Origin of the sequence: Streptomyces sp. HUAS TT7, from assembly GCF_051550175.1 — a bacterium.
Lineage (GTDB): Bacteria > Actinomycetota > Actinomycetes > Streptomycetales > Streptomycetaceae > Streptomyces.
The window spans coordinates 8,501,948-8,525,522 of record NZ_CP196175.1 but is presented as its reverse complement, the minus strand read 5'-3'; the positions used below and the strand labels follow the sequence as shown (position 1 = coordinate 8,525,522).

Sequence of the window (23,575 nt, the reverse complement as noted above, 5' to 3'; positions counted from 1 at the left end):
TACGGCAGTTGACGCTAGGAGTCAGGCTTACTTTCCGTAAGGACATACCCAGAGGTAAGCTCCGGACATGAGTGAAGGCGCGCAGCTGACACAGGCCGAGACCAGCAATCGGTATGACGTGTTTCACACCGACTGCCCCGCACGCGACGTGGTCGACCATGTGACCAGCAAGTGGGGCATCTGGGTGCTGATCTCCCTGCGGAGCAACGACTTTCGGTTCTACGAGCTGCGCGACACCATCCAGGGCATCAGCGAGAAGATGCTCGCTCAGACCCTGCGCGCACTGGTCAAGGACGGCCTGGTCTGGCGGGAGGTCGAACCGACAACGCCACCCCAAGTCACCTACGGGCTCACCGAGTTCGGCCAGGATGTCGGCGAGCCTCTGTCGGACTTGTTCGGCCGGATCACACAGCGACTGTCCTCACCCAGCGCGGAGTAGCGCGGGACCGGTCGAGGGCGGCGACGTCAGAGGGCGTAGATGCCAGGCTCAGTTGGCCATGCCGACCGGGTGGACCTGAATCCTGTCGTCGTAGGGGCCGGCCAGCGGCAGCGCCTCCGCGGGCCACTTCAGGGACACGCTTCATGGCCGCGGGTAACGGGAGCGGAGGTACCGTCCATGTCCTTCAGGTCGACGCCTGCGAAGCCCGTCACCGAGCAGGTGCTGGCGCCCTTGTTGGTCATCCGGACAGTGACGTCGCCCGTCTTCTTGTCTGGCGAGCTGTCCACGGCCTCGATGGTCAGGTCGCTCGTGCGGCAGAACTTGCTCTTCCCCGCGCCGGTCCCGGCACCGTTCCCACCGCCGGAAGACGACGAAGTGCCGTTCCCGGAGCCAGGCTTCGCCTTGCCCGCCTGCTGACACAGAGAGATGTCACGTTCAGCCGGATCGATCAACGGCTACGAAAATCCTGTATGAGCCGTACCCGGCTCCGGCGCCCTGAAGTCAACCTTTTGGGCAACATGTCGTCCTGCATGTCGATGACGAGGAGCGCGGCACGGTGCGGCATCAGTGGCATCGACCCACCGTAGCTGTGGTCCTCTGCCGACGGCCACCGGTCGTGGGTCCTGAAACGACATGGTCATGCGCACGATGGCCCCCGAACCCCTAAGTTTCCTTGCCGACTCCAGCATTGGTCGTAGGGATGGACGGCTCCGAGTCACGTTGCTGGTCCGTGGCCACGATGCGTGTCCGGCTTGCCAGACAGACAGCCCCCGCAATCGGGATTGCCAGGAGCGCGAATGCGCCCGCAAACGCGGGCAGCTGACTCGTCGACACCGCCGAGAGTGCCGTGAACAGAGCCGACGCCAGGGCCAGGACCAGGGTCTGGCCAAGATTCTGCGAGGTCTGCATCGCGCCACTTGCATAGCCCTGCTTGTCGGCCGAAGCATGCGCCAGCGACAGGAGCGTGAGTGACGGCGCCGCGAGCCCCATGCCGACGGCGGCCATCGCCATCGAGGACACCGCTACGGCCGGAGGCACCGCCGGCACGGTGCACAGTGCCGCTACCGCCACCGCGAGCGCCATGATCCCGGCCCCGACGGCGACAAGCCGATGCCGCCGCACCCGGTTCTGCAGGCGGCTCTGCACCCAGGAGGCTCCCGCCCAGGCAAGTGCCGCCCCGGTGAATGCCAGCCCCACCACAATGCCCGGTACATGTCGCGCCGTGCTGAGCATCAGGGGGACGAAGGCTTCGAGCGTGAAGTACGCACCAGAGGTCAGCGCCCGCAGGAGCACCGTGGCGGGCAATCCTCCCCCGGCTCGCCAGGTATGCGGTGGCAGCAGCCTCGGGGCGAACGCCACAAGCAGCGCCACACCGATCGACGCGCACACCGCGTGACGTACGTTCCAGGCAGAAACGCCGTACTGGGTGAGCGCCGCAGCCACGCTCACCGCCACTGCCGCCGGCAACGCGGGCTGCCGCAGGGATGCCCCGGAACTCTCAGGTTCCTGCGATGCTCCCGGATGTGCTGGACGTCCACGAAGGAGCAGTACCGCAGCTGCCGCGGGAATCAGAGTGAACCCGGCGAGGCCGAAGAACACCGCACGCCAGGACCACAACTCGGCTACGAACCCGGCGAGTGGGGGGCCGGCCAGTGAGGGAACAATCCAGCAGGCACTCATGAGGGACAGGGCGCGGGCGCGCAGATGATCCGGGTAGGACTGCCCGATGGCCGCGTTGACGGACACCGCCACCAGGCCCGCCGCAATGCCGTCGGTGAAGCGTCCCAGGCCCAGTTGCCAGATGCTGGTACTGGTTGCGGAGACGAGGAGTGTCACGACGGTCAAGACCACCCCGGCCGTCAGTGGTCGCCGGGCCCCGTCGCGATCCGCCCATGCCCCGCCCAGCACACCACCGAGCAAGCTCGCAGCCACGAACGCCCCTGCCACCAGCGGGTACAGACCGACTCCGTCGAGGTCCCGAGCCGCCACCGGCAGCAACGGCATCACTGCCAGCGCCGCGAACCCGGTCAAGAACATCACTGCGGCGAAACTCGCCGTGGCAGCCAGATACGTACGGGAGAAGATTCCGGGTGGGGAAGGAGACTCTGCCGGTTCACGGGGGTCACTTGTCACCGGCAGCACGGTAGGGCTCAACTCCGGCCTGGACCAATGCTTTTCGGGGAACCCCGATGGGCGCGCGGGGCAGAACCATCGGGTCCATACCCAAGCCTGAAGGGCGCTGCATGCCGGCGTCGCGGCGCAGGAGTGCAACCCGCGCTTCATCAGCCCGCTTTCGCCTTCCTTCTCTCTTCATCAATCGGGCCACCCTTCTCCCGTGCACCGCGCCGGTGCACGGGAGAAGGTATGGACAACGACCAGCGAGTAGGCTCTCGCGTCACCTTCGCCAGAACAGGTGGTGCGTGACGCCGCTCGGGCTGGGCACGACCTCCAGGTGGAACCGGTCGAGCAGCTCATCGGGGGACTCCCACAGGCGTAGTCCGGACCCGAGCTTCACCGGCGAGACCGCCACATGCATGGTGTCGACGAGGCCGGCATCGAGGAACTGCCGGATGGTGGTGACCCCGCCGCCGAGTCGGACGTCCTTGCCCCGCGCCGCTTCTCGCGCCCGTGCAAGGACCTCGGCCGGGTCGCCTTCAACGAAGTGGAACGTGGTGTCGGAGAGCGTGAACGACGGACGCTTGTGGTGGGTCATGACGAACACCGGCGTGTGGAAGGGGGGTTCCTCCCCCCACCAGCCGCGCCACTCATGGTTCTGCCAGGGCCCGCGCTGGGGCCCGAACTTGTTGCGGCCCATGATCTCGGCACCGATGTTGCGTGCGAAGTCTCGCGTGAAGTAGTCGTCGAGGCCCCGGCTCCCCCCGGAATCCGTGCGCATGGGCCAGCTCGCTGTGGCTCCGGCCCAGGCGAACAGCCTCTCGGGATGGTCAAGGCCGAAAGGCCGCTCGAGAATCTGGTGCTCGCCGGCACCGATTCCGTCACTCGAAACATTGAAGTTCATGACTCTCAGCAGTTGATCCATGTGTTTCCTCGTCAGGTCCTGTCGCGGCATCGTGTGGCGAGGCGCCACCCAACATGACGTCGAACGGGACGTGGCCGGATCGACAGCGGCCGACGACTTTTTCCAAGGCGCGTCGACAACCGGCCCGTGGGCGGTGTGGCTGCGGCGGTCGCGGAGAGAGCATCTCACTGGATCAGGGCAGTATGCGGATGGTCCGGCGCTTCCGGGCAGACGCAGAGCCGCAGATCGTAGCCTCGGGCGATCTCGACCATGGCCGGGGTCGCGGGGTGAGGGCAGGCGGTGGGGTGGGCGTGGCCTTGTCCTCGCGGGGGTTGATGGCTCCTCACCGCTCCCACACGGTCACGTCGACCGTCATCTCGGCGCCCTGCTGGTCGACGAGCGCGAGGGAGGCGAGGCGGCCCTTCTCCGTCGTGAAGCAAACCCGGTCTCCCACCTTCACGTCCGTCTTCCGCTGGCCGGGACGGGAGTTGAGGAGGGCTGAGCAGTCCTGCTTCTTGGGCGCGCCCGAGCCGGTCCACCGGGCGAGCTGACCGTGGCCGTACAGCTCCCCGGGAATACCCCCCTCAATGTCAGCGAAACCGCCCGGCGCCCGCGTGGGCGGGGGATCGTCGACGAACCAACCCTGGATCATCCCGGCCTCGTCACGGGCGGGCAGGACCAGCGTGCCCTTCCAACGCTCCCGGACGACGGGCGGCGGCGGCACGACAGGCGAAGCCGTGGACGGAGACGGTTGAGGGGCCGGTGTTGATGGGTCCGCGGCAGGCGGTTCGGAGGCCGACGTCGTGGCCGTCGGGCGCGCGGGCGACTCCGTCGGCCACGATGCCGAGGGGCTCGGCGACGAAGAGGGAACCGGGCTCGGCGCTGAGGCGGCCCCAGGGCGGGCCGACGCCCATGTGTCGTGGAAGAGCAGCACGAATCCGAGCACGAGCGCGGCGGCTCCCACACAGCCGACGGCGGCCCGCGCCTTCTTCGTGCCGAGGTGGGGTATCTCGGCGCTGCCGATGACCAGCGGCCCCTCAACGATCGCGGCAATCAGAGCGACGATGCCGACGAGCCACAGAGGCGCGACGTAGAGGACCATGCCAACACCTCCATTTCCGCGGGACTACGAAGGTATCCGTGCCCCGGGACACCGGTCAGCCCTTCTCCTGTACAGGTCCGCAGATACGGGATCGCGTCGCCCCAGTGACGCCGCACACCACTCCTGCAGGATCTGGTCGAGTACCGGCTCACGCCGCACGGGCGGCAGTTGGGCCCCGTGTCGCAGGCACTGTGGGACTGGGGCGCCGACGCACCGACTCAGCAGGCCACGCCTCTCACGTGCCCATTCGTGGATACGAAAAGCCCACGCAAAATTCCGACGCTGCCACGGCCCTCGTGACCCGCCGTGCCCGGACGTCGCAGAAGTGCCTGACCTGGTCGTCTGCACGGCTCAACTGCCCTTGCCTGCCGTGTCGTTGAGCGGTTCCATGGAGCATGGCGGGAGCAGGAACAAGGGGGGGACGAGCGATGAGTGGGCGCGCATTCGGTGAATTCCCGGTCGATGTTAGGCAGCGGGCGCTGCTGTTTCTCGGTGAGCAGGCAACGGGGTCGTTCGGCGAGGCTTCGCGTACCGGGTCCGAGGGCAGTGAGGGGTCCGAGGGCAGCGAAGGCAGCGAGCGCAGCGAATTCACCGAGGGCAGCGAGAACAGCGAGACCACCGAACGCAGCGAGTACAAGGAAGTTGAGCGCGGCTGGGGAGTGGACTGCCTGCCGGGCGGGCCGGGGACCGAGCTGACATGGATACCCCGCTAGACAAGCCGACGTATGACGAGGAGTCGCTGTTCATGCCGCCCGAGGCGCGGCCGGACGTGGTGAGTGGGACAGGGGTGCGCGCCTGGCAGGTCGCCGAGGCCCTGCTCGCCTTTGAGGAGGGTGATGACGCTGCTGGTGCTGGCGGAAAGCGGGGATGAGACCGCCATACGCTTCGCCCGCTTCGCTTCGGACGGGGGCGTCGAAACCCTCGTGGTCGCCGACTTCGACCGCCTCGCCGTCACCGTCACGGTGTCCCGCGATCTGAACTCTCACAGCACTGTCCTCGTCGACGGCTATCCCCCGGTCGGCATATTCTGCAGGGGCCGGCTCGGCTCCTCGCCCTCGTCGGCGCCGGCCGCGCGGTTCGCGGCCAGCGAGCAGGAAGCCACCCTCTGGGCCGCCTTGGCCCTGTGGCCCGGACCGGTGATCAACCGACCCACCGTGCACGGATACCCGGCGAGGCTGGACCCGCTGGAACTCGCGTCCTCATCGCCCGGCATCCGGCCGGCCGGCACCATCACCAACGGCCGGGACGCAACCGGGAACCACGCCTACCGCACCAGCTGTTACACCCAACTGGACCCCGCCGCACGCGACGTGTACGACGTCGTCCACCTCACGCAGATCGACGAGCGGCGAACCCACCAGCTCCTCTTCGCCGCAGCAAGCACCTTTGAGGTAAACGGCCCCGGCCACGAGCTGGACCTCGCTCACCGCGTCGTGATCCGCCGGTGGCTGCAGGCCAAGCAGACGGACTTCGCGATCGTCACCGTGGACACCATGGACAGCCCCCATGGCACACTCCGGCTCCTCGAAGCCTCCCCGTGGGCGAACCATCACCAGTTCAGGTCCGTGGAAGACGCCGCCTATACGGCATTGCTGGATCGGCTGGTCCGGTGATCCTGTGCGTCGGTGTAGCCGCCGACCCGACTTTTCTGGCCGGACTTCACGCCGTACGAACCGCGCGCCTGCCCCACAGGGCGGTCGACCTCCCCTCCCTGGCGATGCGGGGATCGGTACACATCCCCCTCGACGACCTGTCGAGTACCACCATCCACACCGGCCGCCAGGTCATCTGCCTGGAAGGGGTCACCGCCGTCTGGTGCCGACTGCTGGATGTGTCCCCCTACGCCCCGGCCCGCTACCGCGAAGCCGCCGCCGGCCACTATCAGGCGTTCCTGCGGCTGTTCGAGCACCTGTCCGTCAGGGTCATGAACCCTCCGCTGCGCGAGGCCACCGGCTTCACCAAGGTCCTGCACGCGGTGACGATGGCTGCCATCGGCGGCTGGCAGGTTCCCAGGACCTGCCTGACCTCGAACCCCGACGAGGCGCGCGCCTTCATCGCCGACTGCCCACAGGGGGTGATCTTCAAAGGCTCGTCGGCGACCAAGACCTTCGCCCAGGTCTACGAGGCGAGCCACGAGGCGCTGCTCGACCGGCTGGGCCGGGTACCGGTGCTGTTCCAGGAACGGATCGCCGGTCCGGACGTACGAGTCCACACGGTCGGCGACCAGGCATTCGGGGAGGCGATCCACTCACCCGAGATCGACTACCGCACGGCCGTCCACGTCAACGACTACCGCCCCATCACGCTCCCGGACTCCGTCGTCCGCGGCTGCGCCCGCCTCACCACGCATACGGGGCTCCCCCTACTGGGAGTGGACTTCAAGATCGATGAAGCCACCGGCGAGTGGTACTTCCTCGAAGCCAACGCGATGCCCTGTTTCGAAGGCTACGACCGTCGCGCGGCAGGAGCGATCACCGCCGCGATGGCCGACTGGCTGGCACCAGCAGTCGCCGGATGAGCGGGTCCGATGCGTGTGCTGGTCGCGACCCATGTCGTCGCCGTACGGCACTTGTCGCGTTCGCGGTCGAAGCCGGGCAGTCGACCGCACGCCGAGCCTCGCCGTAGCCGGTGGACGGCCTGTCCTGCTCGGTGGCGGGCTGCTCGGGCACGAGGTCGGCGACGGCCGTGCGAATGGAGCCGCGAGCGACGCCGAGTTCGTGGGCGAGGGCTGCGATTCACCCGGACCTTCCAGGTGCGCGGTGCGCACCACGTCGGTCTTCGCGGCCGTCACGGCTGGTCTATGGGGTTTCGTCAAACAGATCGATGCCCTTCTTCGCAGCGAGGGCTCGCAGTTTCTCGGCGTCGTCGGCGGGGACGCACACGAACGCCCGCAGGCCCTCGTCGCCGCGGCGCAGGATGTAGCTGGCGAAGCTGTCGGTCAACTGGCTGCCGTCGTTGTCGTAGAAGAGCCACCGGACCCGGACGAGGACAATCGTGTCACTGAGCTGTTCATGGCTCAGGCGCTCGTATCCGACGGAGGCCAGGCCGAGCTCGCGGTAGAGGGGGTACGACTGCTCCAGCCCGATGGCCATGGCTTCCCGGGATTCCAGGACGCCGGCTCCGTGCTGGTCATTGAGGATCATGCCCGGGCTCCCCCACAGGTCGGCCGCTGCTTGGGCGTCGTAGGAAGTGAGAGTGTCGGCGTAGCGGGCGAGATAGTCATCGATCTCGGCTTCGATGGTGTTCATACCGCCCAACGTAGGCATAAACGCCACATCAACCCGGCAGCTGCGCGGCCAAGTACGAGCTTCCATAGGCACTTCTCGTGGGCGCACCCGAGAACACTCCCGGGTGCGTCCTCCCGCCGTCCGCAGGAGCAGGTCAGGGCAGGGCAGGGCAGGGTGTGCGGCCACACCGGTCGGAGGAATGCGGAACCGGGCGGCAGGCCGACACGTCACAGCGGCACGCTGCCGTGCATGTGGCCGAGAGCGAGGACGCCGTGATGGATCCGCTCGACGGGAGAGGACGCAGGCCTCGGCTGCCCCGGCCGTGGTTCGGGCCGGCTCTGGTCGTCGTGTCCTGTGCCCTGGCCGCCTGCGGCACCGGAGCCACGGGCTCACGGCCGCACGCCGCTCCTCCGCCCCCTTCCGCCGACGTGCCCCCCGCCACCACGACGACCGGGCCTGGCGACCGGAACCCTGCCTCCACCCCGCCAGAGCCCACAGCGCCCTCGCCGGGAACGACGCCCGAGCAGACGCCGACGAGAACCGTGCCTTCGCCCACCGCTCCAGACTGTGTCGCCAGTGCCATCACCATCCATCACCGCGCGGAGGACGCGGCCGTCCAACAGCTGTGCGTGCGCCCCGGCGCGACGGTGACGGTGGTCCTCCCGCCCCGCCCCGGCGGGTGGCCACCGCCGCACAGCAGCAGTCCCATGCTGGCCACGGTCACCGGGACGGCCGGCGACCCGGACGGCACTGTCCGGGTCACGGTCCGCGCGGCCCGGACGGGCGCGGCCATGGTCACCTGGAGGACGCAGGGAGCGGAGCTCTTCACCCTGCGCCTGGAAGTTGCGGCATACCAGAACCCCTGACGCGCGCCGGGGTGGGCTGGCGCCGAACGGCCGGTGCGCACCCCGGGAAAGGGGTCCGCACCGGCCGCCCGCACCGAGAAGTCGCGGGTGTGAAGGGATGCGAAGAGATCAGCCCGTGCGCCCCTTCAGGCGTCGCGGATCGAATGACCAGATGCCGCGCCCGTGGGTGGCGGCGTACACGTTGCCGTCGGGGCCGAGGCGCAGCTGGAGGACGGCGGTGGTGGGCAGATTCTTGCCGAGGACCTGCCACTGGCTCGCACCGGCCGGCCGGTAGAAGACGGCTAGGTCGGTGGCGAGCGCGAGGCCGCCGTTCGGCAGGAGTCTGACCGAGTCGGCGGGCACGTCAGGCAGATTGGCCGAGATGTCCGTCCAACTGCCGCCGCCGTCACGGGACTCGAAGACGTGACCGACGCCCGCTCCCGGCCCCTCCGTGAACTTCCGGGAGAAGCCGTTGACCGCGACGTAGACGTGCTGGGCGTCGGCCGGGTCGATCTCGAAACCGGAGATGTAGCGGTTCGGGATCGTTCCGTCGATGGGCAGGTTCAGTTGGTGCCAGCCGGTGCCGTCGACGTTGCCGACCGCGATGCCGCGGCTGAAGCCCTGGTTGTTGCAAGGCCCGCACCAGCCGACGTACACCGTGCCGCCCGAGGACGCCACGGCGGTGGCCACGTGGCCGCCGCCCAAGTCGTAGGCGTTCTTCCACTCGGCGCCGGAGCGGATCGCGAAGCCCTTGGTCTGCACCCACACGTGACGGCCGCCGGCCACCCAGGTGTTGGTGTCCTTGGCGTCGGAGGTGATGGGGGCGATGAAGCGGGCGCCCGCACCGCCGAGGTCCTTGTCGGGCGGGGCTACCTCGTACTCGGTGGCCTTCGTCGGGTCGTTGACCCAACTGCCGTTGTTCACACCGCAGTTCTGGGTGACCCACATGTCGAGGTAGACGTACTCGTTCGCGATGTTGCAGCCGTTGGCCGGGTCGGTGATGGTGTCGCCGCCGTCGCCGCCGAAGTTGGAGCCCATCACCTTGTCGTGGCCGCGCAGGATCGACTGGCCGTTGTCCTGGAGGCCGCCGGTGACCGAGAAGCCGCCGTGGTCGAGGTCCTTGCCGACGCCGACCGAGTAGTACTGCAGGGCGTCGAGGGTGCCGTCGTTCAGCGACTGCCAGTCCTTGGCGTGGCCCCCCGAGTCGACCGCGCCGTTCAGCGGCCGCCGGTAGATGCCGCCGTCATTGCCGACGTACGCGTACGACTTGCCCTTGTAGCTGCCGACCGCGACCGCGTGCTGGTCGGAGTGGGTGGTCGGCGAGCAGTCGCCGGTCTGCTTGGCCGGGTCGATGCTCCAGCAGGGGAACGGGAAGTTCCAGTACGGTCCGGGAGTGATCCAGTTGGTGCCGCCGTTCTTGGTCTCGAAGACCTCTTCCAGGCCCAGGTAGACGTGGTCGGCGTTGTTCGGGTCGGCCTGGAGGAACTGGTTGTACCAGGACTGGATGCCGGGCATGTAGCCCGCGCCCTGGAGCGCCGAGCCCGAATTTCGCAGCTTGGTGTAGTCGGCGATCTGCGTCCAGGGCCCGAACGGCGAACCCGACTTGGACACGTACACGCCCTTGAGGCCGCTGTCCGGGTTGCTGCTGGTCTGCGCCGGTGACTGGTCGACCGCGTACAGGCGCGAGCCGTCGGCCGCCGCCCCGAACGTCACGTTGCCGACGTCGTCACTGCTGGCCGGCAGGTCACCGAGACCGCTGGCGGGCTTCCAACTCCCGTCAGCCTGCTGGGAGTAGAACCCGTTATACGTGTCGCCACCGCGCCAGCCGATGGCGAGCAACACCTTGCTCGGGTCCTTGGCGTCGACCGCGATGTCGTTGGCGATGTTCTTGTACGGGGCCGACTCGTCGCCCGCCTTCGAACCACCCGGCAGATAGTCCGGGTTGGGGGCGAACTCCAGCTTCCACGGGCCGGACAGCGTGGTGGTGGAGTGCGACCACACACCCCGGCTGGTGGCCGCCCACACTTTGGTGCCGGCGAACCGCAGGGCGTGGATGACCGTGGACTCCAGCTCGGCCCCGCCCACCCGGCCGCCCGGCTGGAACTGCCCGTGCTGCGGATCGGCCAGAACGTAAACTCCCGTACCGACGAAGGATGTCGCGCCGGTGTTGGACTCGCCGGTCGCGTACCAGAGCCGTCTGGAGCCGTCGAGCGCGAGGGTGCCGGTCGACAGGGAGGGCAGCTTGTCGGCGATCGACTCCCAGTGCCCGCCGCCGGTCGTCGAGCGGAACACGCCGCCGTTGGCGCCGCCCGCGTACACGTAGCCCTGGTCGTCGGCGGCGATCCCGGTGATCCGGCCCGTCACCTTCCCCGATCCGCCACTGGAGTTGGAGTTGATGTCGCGGTAGCGCGGGTCGTCCGAGTCGTACGCCTTCTTCGTGACGTGGTCCCAGTCGCCCGCGGTGTGCCGCATCGACTGGAGCTGCGCCCAAGCCGCCCCGTACGCGCCGGGCGCCACCACGCCGGGGGCGGTGCGGGCCTCGGTGTACTGGGCGGTGCCTTCGGCGGAGTTCTCCGCCTCGTCCGAGCCGCCGTCGCCGCTCCCGGACTCAGCGAACGCGGACATTCCCTTGCCCGCGTGCACGGCTTTGGTGTGCTGCTTGGCGATGTCGGCCTGGTGGCGCGCGTTCCAGGGCCGGGGTCTGATGTCACCGGATGCCGCGAACGACTGGGTGCCCAGCAGTCCGAACGCGGCGGCCACGACGGTGCAGGTGATGAACCGTCGCCGATGCCGTTGGGGCATCATGCGCTCTCCTCCCTGCGCCGGGCACCGCATAAGGCCCGACGCGGGGCAGATCTTGGCGTGTGCGCGACATTCCGGATAGGGGCCGGAGCAAAGGATGACCGGGAGTTTGCCGTTCTGGCCCGCGAGGCCCCAACCGCCTTCCTGTGGCGGGTGGTGAAGCGCCCCAGGATGCCGAGTGCGGCGGCGGGGATGCGACTGCGGCTCTGGTGCGCCGGGAGGCCAGGGCGCCTTGCCGGCCGCGCGGCCCGCTGTTCGATGGCGTACGTGACGGTGGTGACCACCGGAGGTCAAGCGTCCGACTCCCAATAGGCGCGCCGGCTGCCGGTCGGTTCGGGTTTGCCCGAGGGGCCTGCCTGCGGCTGCCCACGCGGGGACTGGCATGCTTCTCGGGTGACCGTTGAACCGCCTGTACAGCCAGTTGTCCTGACGGCTGGAGACTTCCTTCTGCGGCCCCCGAGTGTGGACGAGAGTCCCGCAGTGGCAGAGCTGGGTCTGGACTCGGACGTGCGCATGTGGAACCCCCGCTGCCAGATCACCGACGAGGCCTCCGCGATCCAAGACTGCCTCACCGGTGCGGACTGGTCGGACGGCAGTCATGCAACATTCTCCGTCGTGCACGGGGACAGCGGACGGTACGCCGGCAACATCTCCCTGCACGGCATCGACCAGGTCAACGCCCAAGCCAAAGTGGGGTATCGCATCGCCCGCTGGACCCGTGGTCAAGGCGTTGCCACAGCCGCCGTCCGCAGCGTCGTCAGCTGGGCCCTCAGCGAGCTGGGACTGAATCGCATCGTCCTGACCCATGGTGTGGAGAACACCGCCTCCTGCCGGGTGGCGCAGAAGGCCGGGTTCGAACTCGAAGGGACCCTGCGCATGGCCAAGCGGTTCGGCGACGGGCAGCTGCACGACGAACACCTCCACGCCCTCATCTCACCACCTGTCGCCTGAGCCGACGATGGGTGTCCGAGAGAGCTGCCGCAACTCGTTCAAGTGGAAGCAGAACTTGCCTTGGACATCGGCGAGTTCGTCGGTCAGGTCGAAGGCGAGCCGTAGTGGCGGGCGGTGTCGAAGCCGAGGTCGCTGAGGACTGGGAAGGCGGGTCCGAGACGGCGGGTTCCTGTCCAGACCGGGGCATGATCTCGCGCAGTGCAGCCGGGATCTCCTTGAAGCGGGTGTCGTAGACGGACTTCGCAGCGTTCCGTCCGACTTCCCCGAACGCCGGGCTCAGGACGACCCCGCCGATGCCCTTTCCCGATGTCACGCCTGGTCCACACCAGCGCGGAGGCGGCCCATCTCGCGGCACGCGCGGGGGCGTTCGGGGGCACATGAGGGAGAAGCCGAGCCAGGGTGCCGCGGGTACGGGGGCTACCCCTACGACGATCTTCCGGGAAGCCGGATGGCCCGGAGGGTCCCGTGTCGGTGATCGTGGTCCTGCCGAGAAAGTCACGTACCGGGAAGGCAAGATCATGCGAACGGGGAGTTCTCCCACCAAGGCAGTCACAGCCGCCATCGCGCTGGCTCTCGCGAGCGGGGCCGTACCGGGCACCTCCCCCGCCGAAGCCGCCCAGCAGCCGGCCCTGGACGGCTACTGGCGTATGGACGGCTACGGCACCGTGCTATCGTTCCAGCAGGGAACGCTCCAGGAGTACCAGACCACCGCCGTCAGCTGTTTCAAGGGCGAGAGCGCACAGCGCTCCGGCCCGACGACCTTCGAGACCAGCGGCGGGCAGACCGTTTTCCGTGTCAGGCCCGGGACCACCCACGACCACACTGCTCTGCACATCGACGGATCCGTCGGCGACCGTGGTCTGCGACGGATCGCCGCGCTGCCCGACGCCTGCCGACACACGGCGGACAGCGGTCCCGTCGCCACGTTCGACACCTTCTGGCAGACCTTCGAGGAGAACTACCCCTTCTTCGCCGCCAAGCACATCGACTGGCACGCGGTGCGCGACCAGTACCGGCCCAAGGTGCACCAAGGCATGAGCGACGACCAGCTCTTCGCCATCTTCCGTGACATGGTGGCGCCGCTGTACGACGGTCACGTGGTCGTCTCGGACGGTGGTGACCGCTTCTTCGGCCAGGGCCGCCCGGGCACTGTCGTGCCCCGTCCGGGCCTGGACACGAAGATCAAGGCGTACATCCAGCATCGCGACCTGGGACCCGAGGTGGCGCTTCAGGATTACGCAAGCGGCAGGATCAGCTACGCCGACCTGCCCGGCGGGCAGGGCTATCTGCGGATCTCCGCGTTCAGCGGGCTGGCCGGGCACGGTGCCACGTACGCCGCCGACCGGGCCGAACTGGACAAGGCCCTGGACGGGATCTTCACCAGTCGGCGCACCTCCCACCTGCGGGGACTGATCCTTGACCTGCGGATCAACGGCGGAGGCTCCGACGACCTCGGCCTGCGCGTCGCCGAACGCCTCACCGACCGTCCCTACTTCGCCTACGCCAAGCGCGTCCGCAACGACCCCGCCGACCCGAACCGCCACACCACCCCACAGCCTCTGTACGTCAGCCCCTCCCCGGCCCCCCGCTACACCGGGCCGGTCGCGGTGCTGACCGGCGGCTCCACGTTCAGCGCCGGCGAGACCTTCACACAGGCCCTCATGGACCGGCCCGGCCCCACCGTCCGGGTCGGCGAGCCCACCCAGGGCCTCTTCTCCGACGCCCTGGAACGCACCCTTCCCAACGGCTGGACCTTCTCGCTGCCGAACGAGGAATTCCTGACCCGGGCGGGCAAGTCCTTCGACGGCAAGGGAATACCCCCGCAATACGACGAACCGGTCTTCACCCAGGAGGAGTTCGACAATCAGCGGGACTCGGCGTTCGACAGGGCCCTTGCACTGCTGAATACCTGACTGTTTGAAACGGTGGCGGAGGGCGGGAGCCCGCTGGCGAGCGGTGAGTTCCAGGGGGCTGGTCGGAGTGCCGGAATCCGGCACCGCATGATCGGCTGTCCGCACGGGATTCGCGTGACGGAGACGGAAGGTGGACAGGTGAGAGTCCGGATCGGGTACTCGGCATGGATCGTGGGCGTGGTGCAGTTCTTCGTCATCCACGTGATTGCCGAGTCGGCTTGGGCCAGACCGTACAGCTGGGCACGGAACAACATCAGCGACTTGGGCAACGCGCACTGCGCACTTCAGCCGGAGCCCGAGCCACGGTATATCTGTTCCCCCGAGCACGACCTCATGAACGGTTCGTTCGTCACCCTGGGAGTGCTGTTCGTTGCCGGCGCCGCCCTGGCCGGCGGTGCCTTGTGGCGCAGAGGCCGGGCCGCTGCCGTGTCCCGTCTGCTGCTCGCCGGCGTCGGCGCGGGATTCGTGCTGGCCGGTCTGGCTCCCGCCGACGTCAACGAGAACCAGCATGTCCTGGGCGCCCTCCTCATCATGGCAACGGGCAACATCGGCCTGGTCTTGACGGGATTCAGCCTGGCAGAACACGTTGCGGCTCCCTTGCGGTGGGGCGCCAGCCTGCTGGGCGTCACAGCGATCACGGCCTTCGGACTGTTCCTCTCCCGGCACTACCTCGGCCTCGGAATGGGAGGCATGGAACGGGTTGCCGCTTTCCCTCTCCTGCTCTGGGCGCTGGCCGTCGGCATCTGCGGCCTCGTCCGACGTGCGGATCGTCCGCACCAGAGGGTGCCGGCAGAACATCTCGGCCACGTCGGCTGAGAGCTCAGGTCAGCTCCCGGTCGGCCGCCCGGGAAGCTTCGACAACAGCCCGGATCCGTCGAGCACTGCGGTCAATTGGACGTTTGATGCTCCAACCAGGTTGCCCTGTGCCGGAGTTCATCGATGTCGGCCGGGACTGTTACGTGATCCGCCTCCGCCGCACGGCGGAGGCGGACCCTGCTGGCGAACGATGCCTGGCCGCAGGGGCGTTGACGATGATCTGGAGGTCTTCCAACGCACCGTCGAACGGAGCCTCACATGCTGACCAGAACCCTGCGTGCCACTGCCCTCCTCGCCCTCGTGGTCGCCGTCACCGCGCCCGTCGCCGTCGCAGCGCCCGCCCCGTCCGCACCTCCCGCGCGGGCGAGCGCCACCGTCTCCTCCCTCAGGGGCGACGCGCGCATGGACTACCCCGTCGCGGACCAGGAGGTACGGGTGTCCGTCGACGCCCACTCCGCATACGGCGTGGGCAGCATCCCGCAGCGCTCCTGGGGCACATTCCGCATCTCGCACGCCCAGGACGGCAAGCTCTACTGGGGCGAGTTCCAGGTCGACTGCCTCACCACCGGCGGCCCCACCGCCACCGTCACCGGACGCCTGGTCCGCACCAGCCCCGGCCACCCCTGGCTCACCACGCTGGACCCCCACACCCGCATGGGCGTGAGCTTCTACGTACCGGAGACCGGCCAGGCCCGTATCGGGCTCTCCGGAGCCACCAAGAAGGGCGACCCGCTGCTCACCAAGTGCATGGCACCCGCCGCCGACGCGAAGGTGGTCGACGGCGGATACACCCTGCACGACCGCAGCAAGCATGCCGGTTGAGCACGGGTAGGCGCTGAAGAAGCCCCCAGGCTGCACCCTATGGGCATGGCGAGGGTCGGCTGCGTATCCGTACGGCCGCCGCTGCCATGGTTCTGGCAGTTGGCTCGCTCCTGTGACTGGCGGGTGTTGCCTCTGCCGACAGCGGAGGCCCGGAGGCGGTCCGGGAAGGCGGCCGCCTGGGTGTGCTGTCCCGGGACCGTGGCCGGTCCCGGGATCTGGCCGGGCACCGCTGGTGGGTGCGGGCCCGCGGCGTACTTGGCCCCGCGCTGGGAACAGTCGCTACTCGTCGGTGCACATGACAGTGTCCTGGCTGATCTGTACGGGCCGGGCGCCGGGGATGCAGTCGCGGGGGATGTACCGGCCTTGGGAGCAGGTGTAGAACCCCCGTTCTCCGACGGCCATGCTCCCTTCCCGCTCGCAGGACCCGAAGGGCGTCGGGTGGGGCCTTGCGGCGCTCGGGCTGGACAGGGGGATGACGGCTGCGCCGGCCATGAGCAGGGCGGCGAGGATCGAGCGGACACGCATCGGTTTTCTCCCGTTCTCGTGGGGTGGGGGTGCCTGCCCGGTGTAACGCGCGGTGATCGCCAACGCACCGGGACGCACCGGGAGGCTCGGCGGTCCCACCCAAAAGGGCGCGCTCCCACGCTGTCTCCCGATCGGGCACGACAGTCGCCCCTGAACAACGCCAAACCTCCCACCACCTCATCAGCGCTGGGTGATCGACATCGAGAACCTGGAAGAGCCGGCTCCACCTGTTCGCCGAGGTGACAGCGGCCCCACCTCCCCAGGCGACCCTTGGCGAACAAACCGGCCAACCGTCCCGGTCCCGCACACGCGAGCCTGCCTTGCCGACCGGCTCGGCTACCGGCGGACGGCTAGCCGACCCGTCGGGCAGTGGCCGTAGCAAGGCGTGGAGAATTACCGGCTGCCGCAGAAGGCCTCGGCGTGCGGCCGAGTCGCATTCCGGCCACGAGGGTCCTGCGTTCTGGCATCAACTCTCCCTACAACACCCCGAGTTACCGGATGTCCAGAAAAGGCTGTGGACGACCTATGGACAGTGTGTTGTCATGCCCCCTTAAATCTGAGACGGCATCAGCATCACACCTGAGCCGCCTCTCAGAGGAGACCGATGAGACCGAACCGGAGAACATCGCGCCTCACCACCGCCGGCGTGGCCGTAACGGCCGCCACCCTGCTCGCCGCCGCCTTCTCCACCGGCGCGTCCGCCGCGAGCGCCCCCCAGACGCAAACCGGGACACGGGCCGCACACCCGACACCGGACCGCGCCACCGCCATCCGCAATGCGAACGCCGCAAGCTCCGCGCACGCCGCCCAGCTCGCGCTCACCGCCGCCCAGCAGACCTCGGTACGCGATGTGATCGTCGACGCCGACGGCAGCCAGCACGTGCGGTACGACCGCACCTTCCGCCAACTACCCGTACTCGGCGGCGACTTCGTGGTGCACCTCACGCCCGCCGGTGCCTACAACGGCGCCGACCGGGCGGTGACGAACGACCTCTCCGTGCCCAGCACCACTCCCGAGGTCTCCGCGCCGAAGGCCGCCGACCTCGCCTCCGCCGAGCTGCGCACGGCCCACCACGGCACACTCAAGCAGCTGACAGCCGAGCCGCGGCTCGTCGTCGACGCCCTGCATGGCACGCCGAAGCTCGCCTGGCGCACCCAGACCGCGGCCAAGGACTCACTCGGCAACCCAGTAGCCCGGGTCGTGCTGACCGACGCCCGCACCGGCGCCCGCATCGACGCCTGGGACTCCATCGAGACCGTGACGGGCGACGGGCAGTCCCTCTACAGCGGCACCGTCCCGCTGGAGACCACCCAGTCGGGGTCGACGTACCAGCTCAAGGACCCGACGCGCGGCAACACCTACACGGGTGACGCACAGAACAAGACCGACCTGTGCTTCTTCGGAATCTGCTTCGTGCGGGCGCCCGCCGTGCTGTTCACGGACGCCGACAATCACTGGGGCAACGGCACGAACTCCGACCGGGCGACGGCCGGCGTCGATGCCCAGTACGGCACCAACACCACCTGGGACTACTACAAGAACGTCCATGGGCGGACCGGCATAGGCGGCGACGGCAAAGGCTCGTACAACCGCGTCCACTACGGCAGCAACTACAACAACGCCTTCTGGGACGACAGTTGCTTCTGCATGACCTACGGCGACGGCGACGGCACCACATTCGGGCCGCTGGTCGCCCTCGACGTGGCCGGGCACGAGATGTCGCACGGTGTCACCGCCAAGACCGCGGCCCTGACCTACTCCGGTGAGTCCGGCGGCCTCAACGAGGCCACCAGCGACATCATGGGCACCCTCGTCGAGTGGTACGCGAACAACAGCTCCGACCAGGGCGACTACCTCATCGGCGAGAAGATAGTGAAGCCCGGCTTCGGCAAGCCCGCGCTGCGCTTCATGGACAAGCCGTCCACCGACGGCCACTCCGCGGACTGCTGGAGCTCGGGGGTCGGCAACCTCGACGTCCACTACTCCTCGGGCGTCGCCAACCACTTCGCGTACCTGCTGTCGGAGGGCAGCGGCGCGAAGGTGATCAACGGGGTGTCCTACAACAGCCCGACCTGCAACGGCAGTTCGGTCTCGGGCATCGGCCACGACAAGCTCGGCAAGATCTGGTACCGGGCGCTGACCGTCTACATGACGTCCTCCACCAACTACGCGGCCGCCCGCACGGCGACCCTGAACGCGGCGAAGGACCTGTACGGCGCGGGCAGCGCCGAGCAGAACGCGGTCGCCGCCGCATGGTCGGCGGTCACCGTCAACTAGCTCTGCGCCAGCCCCGCCCGCCCGTGCGCCGCCACCCGCTCAGCCGGCGCACGGGCGGCTCTCCTTGGCCCTGACGGACCACCTGCGCAACGAGAACGACCTCTCCTCCCAGCGCGCCCCGTGGCGGCAAGGGGGCTCCCAAATCACCTCTTAGAGGTGTTTCACGATGAATTCCCTTTTCGAGCGGCGCGCCTCACGAGAACCTGCGCTCAAGCCTCGGGGGCCGTCGGACAGGGGAAATTCGTGGATTCACTCAAGCGATTCGCCGTGCTCGCGGCGGTGCTCGCCGCCACCTTTGCCGCGGCCACGCCCGGTGTCGGGGCGGCCGAACCACAGGCTCGGGCAGAATCGGCCCCGGCGGTCGGCCCGTCCCAGATCAGGAACCAGGGCACGGGCCGCTGCATGGGGATGCCGGCTGGTGACGACCGGATGCGGGTGTGGAACTGCACCACGGAGGCGTACCAACTCTGGGACCTGGTTCCAGACGGCCGGGGCCGCTATCACATGGTGACCCGCAGCGGGGCTGGGGCGGCGCGAACGAGTCGCCGGTGGTGACCAACGGCAACGCGGGCCTGCCGAATCAGAAGTGGACCCTCGTGTACCGCCCGTGACAACCGGTTTGCCTGCTCTCCTCGCTCACTGCCGCGGCCCGGATGCCGCAATGAGCCCAGCCCCCGGGCTTGCGTGGGTTGTTTCCCGCGGACAGCCGGGGCTTCCCGAAGACCGGGCCCGACGGGACCGGCCTCCGGGTGACTTGTCGAACACCTTCACGCGGACGCCGGACTTGAGGGTGAGGCCTTCCAGGATCGCTCCCTGGGCAGCCTCCCAAGGCTCATGTCCCTGTACCAAAGTGGTCCGGCGTTGTTCCCGGGTCACGACGGACAACTGTGCCAACCGGAGGTCACCATCGTTATGTCACGGATCAGCAGGCGCCTCGGCGTGGCCGCTGCGGCACTGACGGCGGTGGCCGTCGTCGCCTCCCCGGCGGGGGCGGGTTCGGCGGTGGCGGGGACGGGATGCTTCGACCGGGCGAGAGAGCCCTACACCTCGCAGGTCGACAGCCATCTGCACTTCCGCCCGTTCGGCGGGCAGGCGATTCCCTTCGAGGAACTCACCGGGTATCTGCACAAGAGCGGTGTCCGGCACGCGAGCATGTACGGCATCGGGCAGATGCTGCCGGCGAACTCCAACTGCACGTACTACCTGGACTGTCCCGGCACTCCCGTGGTGCCGAGCATGAAGAACGACTTCGCCAACGCCGAGAACTACATGGAGGCGAGTCCCAAGGACCCCGAACTCACGGTTTCCATGACCTTTATGGACCTGAACCACCCGGAGACCATCCCACCCGGAATCGCCCTCTACGACAAGGAGTACCCCGGGGTGTTCCGGTGGGCGGGGGAAGTCAACCTCGTCAAGCAGGCGCTGTTCCCCAACCACCACACGCCCGCGACGAGTGAGAACATCAAGAACTGGGCGCCGTTCATGAAGGTGCTGCGGAACCGCGGGATCCCGATCACGATCCACTCGGATCTCGGGAGCAACGCGGACCAGACGAAGTATCTCCATCTGATGGAGGAGACACTCCGGCTGTATCCGCGGAACAAGATCGTGTGGGCGCACATGGGCCTGTCGAAAGAGCTCACCACCATGGACCCCGACCGGCACATCGGGATCATGACGAGACTCCTGGACGAGAACCCCAACCTCACCCTGGACCTCAGCTGGCGCGTACTGGAGGACAACTACTTCAGCAGGCCGGGAGCCAGGCAGAAATACGCCGCGTTCCTCGACCGGCACCCGACCCGGGCCATCCCCGGAACGGACTTCGTGGCCTCCCGCAACAAGGACTACCACGTCTACGAACAAGAACTCGAGGTCACCAGCCAGATCAACAAGGCGCTGGACGACCGGGCCTTCCGCGATATCGCCCTTGGCGAGAACTACTACCGGCTCCTCGGCCTCAAAGAGAGCGCACCGGAACTGTGCAGGGCGGAGTGACGGGGTGCGGCAACCCCGCCCCCGCAGCCGGATGGATGGACAGGGGCTGGATCGGACACACGGCAGAACACGACCCCGCTCGCCCTCGACCAACTGGCCTCGAACACCGCTGCGCGTGAAATGGCAGCTTGGTAGGAGCGAGATGCAGCTCTCACATGGTCTCGACGTGCCGTGGCTCACGTCCTGTGCCCAGGGCGGCCTGGCAGACAGCAGCGGAAGTCGGGATGGCCCCGCTTCTGCACGGTGGCTCTAGCGCCAGGGATCCAGGGCGTGTTTGCCGGTGGTGCGGCCCGCGCCGAGCCGCACCAGGACGTCGGGGCCGTCGGCCAGGGGGTGCACCGTGGGGGGCGTGGGGGTGTAGACGCCCTCCTTGATGAGGGTGTCCAGCTCGGTCAGCAGGCCCTGGAAGATGGCAGGGGCCTTCGCGGCGAGGGTGGCGATGTGCAGGCCCATGAGGCGGCTGTAGTGGCGGAAGACGAAATCCCGCGTGGTCAGCGTCGCGTCCCCCGAGGAGCCGCCGAAGACGACGATGCGGCCGGTGTAGGGCTTGGCGACGGCCAGGCTCGTCTCGAAGGTGGCCCGGCCCACGGATTCGAGGACCAGATCGACGCCGCCCCGGGACGCCTCCAGGATCTGCGCACTCAGGTCGGGGCCGCGGCTGTCCAGGACCGTCTGCGCGCCCAACTTCCCGACCGCCTCGTGCTTGTCGGGCGAGGCGGCGGCGATGACCTCGGCACCGTAGTGGCGTGCCAGTTGTACGGCGGCCTGGCCGACCCCACCGGCGGCGGCGTAGATCAGGACGCTCTGACCCTGCTCGATCTCGCCCAGAGGCTTCAGCGCGGCCAGCGCGGTCGCCCAGTTGATGACCAGGCCGAGAGATTCGGCGTCGCTCCATCCAGTGGGAACGGGCAGGACGGCCTGGGCAGGCATCGTCATGTACTGGGCGAAGGCGCCCAGCCCGGTACCGATGACGCGGGTCCCCTCGGGATAAGGGGTGCCGGTGATGCGGCCGGAGCCGACGATCTCGCCGGCGGCTTCGAATCCCGCCGTGTAGTGGGGCTGCGGGCCGCCCTCGTAGGTGCCGTAGGTCTGCATGACATCGGCGAAGTTGACCCCGGCGGCACCCACTTTGATCAGATACTCGCCGGGCCCCGGAACGGGGCGGCGTACATCGGTGGACAGTGTCATGTCCTGGGGCCCCCTGTGTGACCCCTGGACCAGCGCGCGCATCGTGTCGTTGGCGTTCATGCGGCGACTGTAAAAACCTGCCGTAAGCGTCAAGGTCAAGCACCGTTCTCGTCCAAGAACGCGTCCAGCGCGCTCTGCGTGGCGCTGAGCTGGGCAATCCGCGCGGCAAGCCGGTCACGGTACTCCCGCACCTCCGCCAGAAACTCGGGGCACACCCGGCCTTCGCGGGACACCTGAGCCAGATACGGCATGACCTCCCGGACCAGCCGTACCGAAAGACCGGTGTCCAGCAACGACCGCACGACCCGTACGCGTTCGATCGTGGCTGGGCAGTAGTCGCGGAAGCCGTTGCTGGAGCGGCCCGACTCAATCAGGCCCTCTTCTTCGTAGTAGCGCAGGGCCCGGGGGCTGACGCCGCTGCGGCGCGCTGCTTCACCGATCTTCATGCTCCCGCCAACAATCCGGGGCACTCGCGTCTTCCGCGCACATGCAAGGGCGTCCGGCGAAGCGGCTGCTGACGGTGGCCTTCTCCCGTCTCTCATCCTGGAAACCCCCGACCCCGCCGCGTCTCCTGCGGATACCGTCCGGCAGATGCAGATACATCTCCTCGTCCTCATCCAGACCCTTCCCGGCCGCGGCCAGGACCAGATCGACGCCTTCGCCGAACTCGCTCCGCTCGTACGCGCCGAACAGGGCTGCATCCAGTACGACCTCCACCCTGTCCAGGGCGACCCCGACCGCTTCGTCCTGCTCGAACGCTGGGCCTCCCGGGAGGCTCTGGACGCCCACGACCGAACCCCTCACATGGCCGCCGCCGACGCCGCGAACTCGGCCTTCAGAGCGGGTCCCGCCGAAGTCTTCGAGCTGGGGCCATCGCTGGGCGACAGCCTCCGCTGAGTTCCCGCACACGAACCCTGCGGTCCGCTATCGGTCATCCAAAGGGTGGTCTGTGCTCTGGTGGTGCAAGTTCCGCTAGTACGTCGCGGGCCGGGACTCATCCGGCGCGCCATCCCCGCCCACCTCCGAAGCAAGCCGTACGGCCCCCAGCGCACTGGACGGCACCCCGCGATTCGCCTCCGTCACCCGGAAGCGAGTCAGCCGCGTGGGCCACTCCTTGAACGTCCGAAGCTCACCGGTCTGGACACAGGTGATCGCTCGCGGGGCGGGCGTCAGCATCAGGTTCGGCGTGTCTGCCACAAGCGGTCCGGCGGGCACCGTGCGCTTCAGCGAGGAGGTCGGCTACTGATCCATGCGACCCTGACCTCATGAACGCACCAAGCCTGCTCGTCGTCGACGCCGCGAACGTCGTCGGCTCCGTCCCCGACGGCTGGTGGCGCGACCGCCGAGGCGCGGCCGAGCGGCTGCGGGACCACCTCGTGGGGTACGGCGAGCGGCGAGGCGTGGACGTCGTACTCGTCGTCGAGGGCGCCGCGCGCGGCGTGGGGTCCGTACCGGGGGTGCGCGTCGAATCGGCCCCTGGCAGCGGTGACGACCACATCGTCGAGCTGGCCGCCCGGGCCGCGCACTCCGGGCAGCCCTGCGTCGTCGTCACCTCGGATCGTGAACTGAGGCGCAGGGTAGGTGAGTCGGGCGCCGAGTGTGTGGGGCCCCGGATGGTGTACGGGGGCGGCGGAGCGGCATAACCGG

The 23,575-nt window shown here is 68.5% G+C and carries 25 protein-coding genes; 16 read left to right on the top strand and 9 right to left on the bottom strand.

Annotated features, from left to right (window positions below):
* Window positions 1–67 precede the first annotated feature (67 nt).
* Window positions 68–439: a winged helix-turn-helix transcriptional regulator gene (locus tag ACSHXC_RS38770; RefSeq protein ID WP_438296019.1), complete on the top strand. Its 372-nt coding sequence runs from the start codon at window positions 68–70 to the stop codon at window positions 437–439.
* A gap of 128 nt (window positions 440–567) precedes the next feature.
* Here ACSHXC_RS38770 and ACSHXC_RS38765 read toward each other — a convergent pair whose 3' ends face one another.
* The 4 genes from ACSHXC_RS38765 to ACSHXC_RS38750 all read right to left on the bottom strand — a co-directional run bounded on the left by ACSHXC_RS38765 (window position 568) and on the right by ACSHXC_RS38750 (window position 4,560).
* Window positions 568–891, bottom strand: coding sequence for a DUF4232 domain-containing protein (locus tag ACSHXC_RS38765; RefSeq protein ID WP_438296018.1), 324 nt, complete (start codon window positions 889–891; stop codon window positions 568–570).
* Window positions 892–1,102: 211 nt separating this feature from the next.
* Complete coding sequence (locus tag ACSHXC_RS38760; protein ID WP_438297071.1) at window positions 1,103–2,476, bottom strand: MFS transporter; 1,374 nt, start codon at window positions 2,474–2,476, stop codon at window positions 1,103–1,105.
* 358 nt (window positions 2,477–2,834) lie between these two features.
* Window positions 2,835–3,479, bottom strand: a complete 645-nt coding sequence (locus ACSHXC_RS38755) for a dihydrofolate reductase family protein (RefSeq protein ID WP_438296017.1) — start codon at window positions 3,477–3,479, stop codon at window positions 2,835–2,837.
* Window positions 3,480–3,801: 322 nt separating this feature from the next.
* Window positions 3,802–4,560 carry a hypothetical protein gene (locus tag ACSHXC_RS38750; protein WP_438296016.1) on the bottom strand — a complete coding sequence of 253 codons (759 nt, stop codon included), beginning with the start codon at window positions 4,558–4,560 and terminating at the stop codon, window positions 3,802–3,804.
* Window positions 4,561–4,683: 123 nt separating this feature from the next.
* Between ACSHXC_RS38750 and ACSHXC_RS38745 the strand changes: the two genes are divergently transcribed.
* The 5 genes from ACSHXC_RS38745 (at window position 4,684) to ACSHXC_RS38725 (ending at window position 7,078) form a co-directional block, all read left to right on the top strand.
* The gene (locus ACSHXC_RS38745; RefSeq protein WP_438297070.1) at window positions 4,684–4,860 is read left to right on the top strand and encodes a winged helix-turn-helix transcriptional regulator; all 177 of its coding nucleotides are present in this window, start codon (window positions 4,684–4,686) and stop codon (window positions 4,858–4,860) included.
* Between the two features lie 128 nt (window positions 4,861–4,988).
* The gene (locus tag ACSHXC_RS38740; protein ID WP_438296015.1) at window positions 4,989–5,273 is read left to right on the top strand and encodes a hypothetical protein; all 285 of its coding nucleotides are present in this window, start codon (window positions 4,989–4,991) and stop codon (window positions 5,271–5,273) included.
* Complete coding sequence (locus tag ACSHXC_RS38735; protein ID WP_438296014.1) at window positions 5,258–5,431, top strand: hypothetical protein; 174 nt, start codon at window positions 5,258–5,260, stop codon at window positions 5,429–5,431. The genes ACSHXC_RS38740 and ACSHXC_RS38735 overlap by 16 nt, the downstream gene beginning before the upstream one ends.
* Complete coding sequence (locus tag ACSHXC_RS38730; protein ID WP_438296013.1) at window positions 5,397–6,173, top strand: hypothetical protein; 777 nt, start codon at window positions 5,397–5,399, stop codon at window positions 6,171–6,173. Before ACSHXC_RS38735 ends, ACSHXC_RS38730 begins: the two co-directional genes overlap by 35 nt.
* 104 nt (window positions 6,174–6,277) lie before the next feature.
* Window positions 6,278–7,078, top strand: a complete 801-nt coding sequence (locus ACSHXC_RS38725) for an ATP-grasp domain-containing protein (RefSeq protein ID WP_438296012.1) — start codon at window positions 6,278–6,280, stop codon at window positions 7,076–7,078.
* Between the two features lie 280 nt (window positions 7,079–7,358).
* On the opposite strand, the gene ACSHXC_RS38720 is transcribed toward ACSHXC_RS38725, so the two are convergent.
* On the bottom strand, window positions 7,359–7,808 hold the full coding sequence (locus ACSHXC_RS38720; protein ID WP_438296011.1) for a hypothetical protein: 450 nt from the start codon (window positions 7,806–7,808) through the stop codon (window positions 7,359–7,361).
* 521 nt (window positions 7,809–8,329) lie between these two features.
* Here ACSHXC_RS38720 and ACSHXC_RS38715 point away from each other — a divergent pair.
* Window positions 8,330–8,653 carry a hypothetical protein gene (locus ACSHXC_RS38715; RefSeq protein ID WP_438296010.1) on the top strand — a complete coding sequence of 108 codons (324 nt, stop codon included), beginning with the start codon at window positions 8,330–8,332 and terminating at the stop codon, window positions 8,651–8,653.
* A 108-nt stretch (window positions 8,654–8,761) separates the two neighbouring features.
* Here ACSHXC_RS38715 and ACSHXC_RS38710 read toward each other — a convergent pair whose 3' ends face one another.
* Window positions 8,762–11,437 carry a glycosyl hydrolase gene (locus tag ACSHXC_RS38710; protein ID WP_438296009.1) on the bottom strand — a complete coding sequence of 892 codons (2,676 nt, stop codon included), beginning with the start codon at window positions 11,435–11,437 and terminating at the stop codon, window positions 8,762–8,764.
* Between the two features lie 390 nt (window positions 11,438–11,827).
* Between ACSHXC_RS38710 and ACSHXC_RS38705 the strand changes: the two genes are divergently transcribed.
* The 4 genes from ACSHXC_RS38705 (at window position 11,828) to ACSHXC_RS38690 (ending at window position 15,936) form a co-directional block, all read left to right on the top strand.
* Window positions 11,828–12,385, top strand: coding sequence for a GNAT family N-acetyltransferase (locus ACSHXC_RS38705; RefSeq protein WP_438296008.1), 558 nt, complete (start codon window positions 11,828–11,830; stop codon window positions 12,383–12,385).
* Window positions 12,386–12,903: 518 nt separating this feature from the next.
* Complete coding sequence (locus ACSHXC_RS38700; RefSeq protein ID WP_438296007.1) at window positions 12,904–14,298, top strand: S41 family peptidase; 1,395 nt, start codon at window positions 12,904–12,906, stop codon at window positions 14,296–14,298.
* A gap of 177 nt (window positions 14,299–14,475) precedes the next feature.
* Window positions 14,476–15,114 (top strand): DUF998 domain-containing protein, encoded by a 639-nt coding sequence (locus tag ACSHXC_RS38695; RefSeq protein ID WP_438296006.1) that lies wholly within the window; start codon window positions 14,476–14,478, stop codon window positions 15,112–15,114.
* A gap of 258 nt (window positions 15,115–15,372) precedes the next feature.
* Window positions 15,373–15,936: a hypothetical protein gene (locus tag ACSHXC_RS38690; protein WP_438296005.1), complete on the top strand. Its 564-nt coding sequence runs from the start codon at window positions 15,373–15,375 to the stop codon at window positions 15,934–15,936.
* A 279-nt stretch (window positions 15,937–16,215) separates the two neighbouring features.
* Here ACSHXC_RS38690 and ACSHXC_RS38685 read toward each other — a convergent pair whose 3' ends face one another.
* Window positions 16,216–16,461 carry a hypothetical protein gene (locus tag ACSHXC_RS38685; protein WP_438296004.1) on the bottom strand — a complete coding sequence of 82 codons (246 nt, stop codon included), beginning with the start codon at window positions 16,459–16,461 and terminating at the stop codon, window positions 16,216–16,218.
* 604 nt (window positions 16,462–17,065) lie between these two features.
* Here ACSHXC_RS38685 and ACSHXC_RS38680 point away from each other — a divergent pair.
* The 3 genes from ACSHXC_RS38680 to ACSHXC_RS38670 all read left to right on the top strand — a co-directional run bounded on the left by ACSHXC_RS38680 (window position 17,066) and on the right by ACSHXC_RS38670 (window position 20,740).
* Complete coding sequence (locus ACSHXC_RS38680; protein WP_438296003.1) at window positions 17,066–18,739, top strand: M4 family metallopeptidase; 1,674 nt, start codon at window positions 17,066–17,068, stop codon at window positions 18,737–18,739.
* Window positions 18,740–18,982: 243 nt separating this feature from the next.
* A complete protein-coding gene (locus tag ACSHXC_RS38675; protein ID WP_438296002.1) occupies window positions 18,983–19,294 on the top strand; it encodes an RICIN domain-containing protein in 312 nt (103 codons plus the stop codon).
* A 357-nt stretch (window positions 19,295–19,651) separates the two neighbouring features.
* The gene (locus tag ACSHXC_RS38670; protein ID WP_438296001.1) at window positions 19,652–20,740 is read left to right on the top strand and encodes an amidohydrolase family protein; all 1,089 of its coding nucleotides are present in this window, start codon (window positions 19,652–19,654) and stop codon (window positions 20,738–20,740) included.
* A 249-nt stretch (window positions 20,741–20,989) separates the two neighbouring features.
* On the opposite strand, the gene ACSHXC_RS38665 is transcribed toward ACSHXC_RS38670, so the two are convergent.
* Both ACSHXC_RS38665 and ACSHXC_RS38660 read right to left on the bottom strand, forming a co-directional pair.
* Window positions 20,990–21,988, bottom strand: a complete 999-nt coding sequence (locus tag ACSHXC_RS38665; RefSeq protein ID WP_438296000.1) for a zinc-binding dehydrogenase — start codon at window positions 21,986–21,988, stop codon at window positions 20,990–20,992.
* A gap of 35 nt (window positions 21,989–22,023) precedes the next feature.
* Window positions 22,024–22,374, bottom strand: coding sequence for a MerR family transcriptional regulator (locus ACSHXC_RS38660; RefSeq protein ID WP_438295999.1), 351 nt, complete (start codon window positions 22,372–22,374; stop codon window positions 22,024–22,026).
* Window positions 22,375–22,519: 145 nt separating this feature from the next.
* Between ACSHXC_RS38660 and ACSHXC_RS38655 the strand changes: the two genes are divergently transcribed.
* Both ACSHXC_RS38655 and ACSHXC_RS38650 read left to right on the top strand, forming a co-directional pair.
* On the top strand, window positions 22,520–22,825 hold the full coding sequence (locus tag ACSHXC_RS38655; RefSeq protein ID WP_438295998.1) for a putative quinol monooxygenase: 306 nt from the start codon (window positions 22,520–22,522) through the stop codon (window positions 22,823–22,825).
* A 368-nt stretch (window positions 22,826–23,193) separates the two neighbouring features.
* Complete coding sequence (locus ACSHXC_RS38650; RefSeq protein ID WP_438295997.1) at window positions 23,194–23,571, top strand: NTP pyrophosphohydrolase; 378 nt, start codon at window positions 23,194–23,196, stop codon at window positions 23,569–23,571.
* Window positions 23,572–23,575 lie beyond the last annotated feature (4 nt).

Coding starts and splice junctions, on each gene's coding strand:
- ACSHXC_RS38770 (WP_438296019.1), top strand. CDS start 68: ATGAGTGAAGGCGCGCAGCTGACACAGGCCGAGACCAGCAATCGGTAT.
- ACSHXC_RS38760 (WP_438297071.1), bottom strand. CDS start 2,476: ATGTTCTTGACCGGGTTCGCGGCGCTGGCAGTGATGCCGTTGCTGCCG.
- ACSHXC_RS38755 (WP_438296017.1), bottom strand. CDS start 3,479: ATGGATCAACTGCTGAGAGTCATGAACTTCAATGTTTCGAGTGACGGA.
- ACSHXC_RS38750 (WP_438296016.1), bottom strand. CDS start 4,560: ATGGTCCTCTACGTCGCGCCTCTGTGGCTCGTCGGCATCGTCGCTCTG.
- ACSHXC_RS38740 (WP_438296015.1), top strand. CDS start 4,989: ATGAGTGGGCGCGCATTCGGTGAATTCCCGGTCGATGTTAGGCAGCGG.
- ACSHXC_RS38735 (WP_438296014.1), top strand. CDS start 5,258: ATGGATACCCCGCTAGACAAGCCGACGTATGACGAGGAGTCGCTGTTC.
- ACSHXC_RS38730 (WP_438296013.1), top strand. CDS start 5,397: ATGACGCTGCTGGTGCTGGCGGAAAGCGGGGATGAGACCGCCATACGC.
- ACSHXC_RS38725 (WP_438296012.1), top strand. CDS start 6,278: ATGCGGGGATCGGTACACATCCCCCTCGACGACCTGTCGAGTACCACC.
- ACSHXC_RS38720 (WP_438296011.1), bottom strand. CDS start 7,808: ATGAACACCATCGAAGCCGAGATCGATGACTATCTCGCCCGCTACGCC.
- ACSHXC_RS38710 (WP_438296009.1), bottom strand. CDS start 11,437: ATGATGCCCCAACGGCATCGGCGACGGTTCATCACCTGCACCGTCGTG.
- ACSHXC_RS38700 (WP_438296007.1), top strand. CDS start 12,904: ATGCGAACGGGGAGTTCTCCCACCAAGGCAGTCACAGCCGCCATCGCG.
- ACSHXC_RS38690 (WP_438296005.1), top strand. CDS start 15,373: ATGCTGACCAGAACCCTGCGTGCCACTGCCCTCCTCGCCCTCGTGGTC.
- ACSHXC_RS38685 (WP_438296004.1), bottom strand. CDS start 16,461: ATGCGTGTCCGCTCGATCCTCGCCGCCCTGCTCATGGCCGGCGCAGCC.
- ACSHXC_RS38680 (WP_438296003.1), top strand. CDS start 17,066: ATGAGACCGAACCGGAGAACATCGCGCCTCACCACCGCCGGCGTGGCC.
- ACSHXC_RS38670 (WP_438296001.1), top strand. CDS start 19,652: ATGTCACGGATCAGCAGGCGCCTCGGCGTGGCCGCTGCGGCACTGACG.
- ACSHXC_RS38665 (WP_438296000.1), bottom strand. CDS start 21,988: ATGAACGCCAACGACACGATGCGCGCGCTGGTCCAGGGGTCACACAGG.
- ACSHXC_RS38660 (WP_438295999.1), bottom strand. CDS start 22,374: ATGAAGATCGGTGAAGCAGCGCGCCGCAGCGGCGTCAGCCCCCGGGCC.
- ACSHXC_RS38655 (WP_438295998.1), top strand. CDS start 22,520: ATGCAGATACATCTCCTCGTCCTCATCCAGACCCTTCCCGGCCGCGGC.
- ACSHXC_RS38650 (WP_438295997.1), top strand. CDS start 23,194: ATGAACGCACCAAGCCTGCTCGTCGTCGACGCCGCGAACGTCGTCGGC.